The sequence below is a fragment of the Sphingomonas sp. 66-10 genome (assembly GCF_001897045.1).
Lineage (GTDB): Bacteria > Pseudomonadota > Alphaproteobacteria > Sphingomonadales > Sphingomonadaceae > Sphingomonas > Sphingomonas lycopersici.
On the sequence record NZ_MKRR01000156.1, the window covers coordinates 26,848 to 30,542 of the forward strand.

At 66.1% G+C, this 3,695-nt stretch carries 3 protein-coding genes and 1 tRNA gene; 2 read left to right on the plus strand and 2 right to left on the minus strand.

Translation table 11 applies throughout. The features are described 5' to 3' along the window. Nucleotides 1-271 precede the first annotated feature (271 nt). Nucleotides 272-1,447 carry an MFS transporter gene (locus BGN95_RS24160; RefSeq protein WP_286774287.1) on the minus strand — a complete coding sequence of 392 codons (1,176 nt, stop codon included), beginning with the start codon at nt 1,445-1,447 and terminating at the stop codon, nt 272-274. A 14-nt stretch (nt 1,448-1,461) separates the two neighbouring features. Continuing rightward, on the minus strand, nt 1,462-2,496 hold the full coding sequence (locus BGN95_RS24165) for an aldo/keto reductase (RefSeq protein ID WP_265314226.1): 1,035 nt from the start codon (nt 2,494-2,496) through the stop codon (nt 1,462-1,464). Nucleotides 2,497-2,565: 69 nt separating this feature from the next. On the opposite strand from BGN95_RS24165, the gene BGN95_RS24170 reads away from it, so the two are divergent. Together BGN95_RS24170 and BGN95_RS24175 are read left to right on the plus strand one after the other, a co-directional pair. After that, complete coding sequence (locus tag BGN95_RS24170) at nt 2,566-3,489, plus strand: LysR family transcriptional regulator (RefSeq protein ID WP_265314224.1); 924 nt, start codon at nt 2,566-2,568, stop codon at nt 3,487-3,489. 126 nt (nt 3,490-3,615) lie between these two features. Beyond that, nucleotides 3,616-3,692, plus strand: a tRNA-Arg gene (locus BGN95_RS24175). The last annotated feature ends 3 nt before the right edge of the window (nt 3,693-3,695 follow it).

Sequence of the window (3,695 nt, forward strand, 5' to 3'; positions counted from 1 at the left end):
GCTGCGCGGCGGCGGCGGGTTTGGCGCTATCGGGGTCGGCCTGTTCCGCCTGGGCGGCGCCTGCTGCGGTCAGTGCGACCGCCGCCGCGCCGCTCTTGAGCATGATGCACAGATGCCGGATCGTCCTGCTCATGGATCCTCTCCTGGATGGCGGCTTCTGCGAGCCGATTGCCAGAAGAGGCTAGCAGGCCACCCGGACGGCGACCCCTGACACCTATGTCAGGGGTCGCCGGGAGGGGCTTTGGGTCTAGCGGCGGCATACCCGCCTGCCTCAGGCACCGCAAAGCCCTCGCACCTCCGCGGTCTTCCTGCCTCGGGTCGTGAGCAGAACGATGCCAAATCCGATGAACGATGTGACGGCGCCGGCCAAAGCCACGGCTGGATAGCCAAGGCCGGCGGCAATCACGCCGCCGCCGAGCGCGGCGCCGATCGCATTGCCCAGATTGAACGCGCCGATGTTGACCGAGGAAGCGAGATTCGGCGCGTCGGCGGCGGCGGTCATCACGCGGACCTGAAGCGGCGGCACCAATGCGAAGCTCGCGACGCCCCACAGGAATATCAGGATCGCGGTCGGGGCGGCGAGCGGCATCAGCAGCGCAAAGACGGCGAGGATCGCCGCCAGCGATGCGAGCGTGACGATCAGTGTGCGGTCGACCGAGCGGTCGGCGAAGCGCCCGCCCAGCCAGTTGCCCACGGTCAGGCCGACGCCATAAGTGACCAGCATCGCCGTGACGAAGCCGAGCGACGCGTGGGTGGCCTCGCGCAGGATCGGCGCGATATAGGTGAAGACGGTAAACATCGCGCTCGACCCGACCACGGTCAGCGCCAGGGCGCCAAGCACGCGCCCGCGAGTCAGAACGCGCAACTCGGCGATCGCATTGCCGCCATTCTCGACGGGTAGCGCCGGCAGCGTCAGCCGCAGCGCGATCATGGTCGCGACACCGAGTGCAGCGATCCCCCAGAAGGCGGCACGCCAGCCGAGATGTTCGCCCGCCCAGGTGGCGAGCGGCACGCCGACGACATTGGCGATCGTCAGCCCCATGAACATCGCCGCGACCGCGCCCGCGCGCCGCTGCGGCGGGACCAGACCGGCAGCGACGATCGAGCCGACACCGAAGAAGGCGCCGTGATTGAACGAGGTGATGACCCGGGCGATCAGCAGCATCCAATAGCCGGTCGAAACCGCCGCCATCAGGTTGCCGAGGGTGAAGATGCCGGCCAGCGCGATCAGCAGCCTGCGGCGCGGCACGCGCCCGGTTGTCAGCGTCATCAGCGGCGCGCCGATCATCACGCCCAGCGCATAGGCGCTGATGAGCAGCCCTGCGACGGGAATGGAGACATGGAGACCGTTGGCGATCACGGGCAACAGGCCCATTGGCGCGAATTCCGTCACACCGATACCGAAAGCGCCGACCGCGAGGGCGAGCAGACCAGGATTGAGCTTCATCTCGTCGGTTCCGTTCAGACCAGCGCGGGATTGAGGCGCGCAAATCCCTCCTGCTGGCGATAGGGGGTATGGGGATAGGCGGGCAGCACCGCGCTTGCGGCATCGAGCGCCGCGATTTGCGCCGGCGTCAGCGACCAGCCGACAGCCCCGAGATTCTGACGAAGCTGTTCCTCGTTGCGCGCGCCGATGATGACCGAGGAAACGGTCGGACGCTGCAACAGCCAGTTGATCGCGATCTGCGGCACAGTCTTCCCCGTCTCGCTTGCGATTACTTCGATCGCGTCGATCACCCGATAGAGGTGTTCCTGCTCGACCGGCGGCGCGAATTGCTCGGTCTCGTGTAATCGGCTGCCGTCGGGGACGGGGCGGTCGCGACCGATCTTGCCGGTAAGCCGGCCCCAGCCGAGCGGGCTCCAGACGATCGCGCCGATCCCCTGGTCAGCCGCCAGGGGCATAAGGTCGGCCTCATAGGCGCGACCGATCAGCGAATAATAGACCTGGTGCGCGACGAAGCGCGCCAGCCCATGCTGGGCGGCGAAAGCCTGCGCCTTCATGAGCTGCCAGCCGGGATAGTTGGAAACGCCGGCGTAGCGCAGCTTGCCCATTGCGATCAGCCGATCGAGCGTTTCCATCAGCTCATCGACCGGGGTCGAGGCATCGAAAGCGTGAAGCTGAAGCAGATCGATATGATCAGTCGCGAGGCGCCGCAGCGCATCTTCCACCGCGCGGATCAACCGCGCGCGGGACGCCCCCCAGTCAGACGGACCGTCGCCCATCGGCAACCCGGTCTTGGTCGAGATCAGCACCGCGTCGCGGCGGCCCCTGATCGCATCGCCCAGAATCTCTTCGGAGGCGCCGTTCGAATAGACATCGGCCGTATCGAACAACGTCACCCCGGCCTCGAGGCAGATGTCGATCAACCGGCGTGCGTCGCGGGCGTCGCTTTGCCCCCAGGCACTGAACAATGGGCCACGACCGCCGAACGTGCCGGTGCCGAAGCTGAGCGCCGGGACCCGCAGGCCGGAAGAGCCAAGCTGCCTGTATTCCATGAGGATGCCTCTCGATGATATGCCGACGCATAAATGGAAGAAGGGTGTTGCGCGCGGTAGCGCCCGCGGATGCGAAGGATTTTTGATTTGGACGCAAAGACAGCCGGCGGCGCGGATCGCGCCCGGTCGCTCGAAATTTTTGCGACGGTGGTCGATGCCGGCAGTTTTTCGGCGGCCGGCCGGCTGCTCGATCTCACGCCGTCGGCGGTCAGCCGGACGATCGATCGCATCGAGGCGCGGCTTGGCGTCCGCCTCTTGCTGCGGTCCACCCGCACGCTGACGCTGACCGCGGAGGGGCAAGCCTATCTTCAGGCGGCTCGGCGCATCATTGCCGACCTCGACGATGCCGAGCGGGAAATCGCCGATCAGGGCGCGCCGCGCGGGCGACTGCGCGTGAGCGCGGCGCTGTCGCATGGCCGGCTGTGTATCGTCCCGCTCCTTGGCAAATTTGCGCGGCGATATCCGCACATTCTCGTGGATATTGCGCTGACCGATACGCTGGTCGACGTGGCGGCCGGCCAGGCCGATGTCGCCATTCGCTTCGGGCCGCTCGCCGACAGCATGTTAACTGCGCGCAAGATCGGCGAGACTGGGAGAGTGATCGTCGCCTCGCCCGACTATCTCGCGCGTCACGGCACCCCGCACGCGCCGGAGGATTTGCACGGCCACAATTGCCTGAACTTCAATTTTCGACGCGCCGAGCCGACATGGCCGTTTCGCCGGGATGGCCAGGAATTCTCGCTCTGTGTGAAGGGCAATATCGAGGCCAACAACGGTGAGACGCTCGGGCAATTGGCGGCGAACGGTGTGGGCATCACGCGGGTCGGCGCGTTCAGCGTTGCGGCGGAACTGGCGAGCGGCGCGCTCGTCCCGCTGCTCGAACCGTTCAATCCCGGCGACGTCGAACTGATCCATGCCGTTTTCGTCGGCGGCGCGAACATTCCGGCGCGGGTGCGGGTGTTCGTCGATTTCCTGATCGAAAACCTGCGATGACGCAGGCGGCCGACTGATTTGAACGAAAGCAAATTCGTTATCGGAAAGAGTGGCACGAGAAACCTCTTGCCCGTTACGAAGTCTCTTGTGCCGGACTCCCCGGCAAGCTAGGCGCCTGCCTCCCAAGCGCCCGTAGCTCAGCTGGATAGAGCATCAGACTACGAATCTGAGGGTCGGACGTTCGAATCGTTCCGGGCGCGCCATTT

Excerpts from the sequence above, each read along its gene's own strand:
- BGN95_RS24160 (WP_286774287.1), bottom strand. The coding sequence starts at position 1,447 with ATGAAGCTCAATCCTGGTCTGCTCGCCCTCGCGGTCGGCGCTTTCGGT.
- BGN95_RS24165 (WP_265314226.1), bottom strand. The coding sequence starts at position 2,496 with ATGGAATACAGGCAGCTTGGCTCTTCCGGCCTGCGGGTCCCGGCGCTC.
- BGN95_RS24170 (WP_265314224.1), top strand. The coding sequence starts at position 2,566 with ATGCGAAGGATTTTTGATTTGGACGCAAAGACAGCCGGCGGCGCGGAT.